A 580-nucleotide genomic window follows, 5' to 3' on the forward strand; every position below is an offset into this window, starting at 1 on the left:
ACCTACCCGCCCCTTCGGCAGGCCGAGCGTAGGTGTCCATCAGGGGGTAGGCGCGTAGCGCCGTTCGGCGAAGCCGAACACATCGAGAGGAGGTCGAAGCGAAGCCGACCGGAGGCGATGCCCCCTGATGGGCACCGTAGCGAGGGAACGCCGAGCCCCAGCGAGGTGCCGTACGCCGGGGCGAAGCCTTTTGCTTACTTTTCGGCGTCTGGAAAAGTGAGGCGCTGTAAGAGCGAAACCGCCAGCAGCCATTGCCGCAGGAACGGATATGTACACCAGCAAGAGACAGGCCGGCTGTCAGGCCGTCATCGCGGGCAAGCCTCGCTCCTACAGAGCCGGTGCAAGACCGCTGTAAGAGCGAAACCGCCAGCAGCCATTACCGCAGGAACGGATATGTACACCAGCAAGAGACAGGCCGGCTGTCAGGCCGCCATCGCGGGCAAGCCTCGCTCCTACAGGGCCGGTGCAAGACCGCTGTAAGAGCGAAACCGCCAGTAGCCGTTACCGCAGGAACGGATATGTACACCAGCAAGAGACAGGCCGGCTGTCAGGCCGCCATCGCGGGCAAGCCTCGCTCCTA

Source organism: Pseudomonas sp. GW821-FHT07G10, assembly GCF_059418545.1.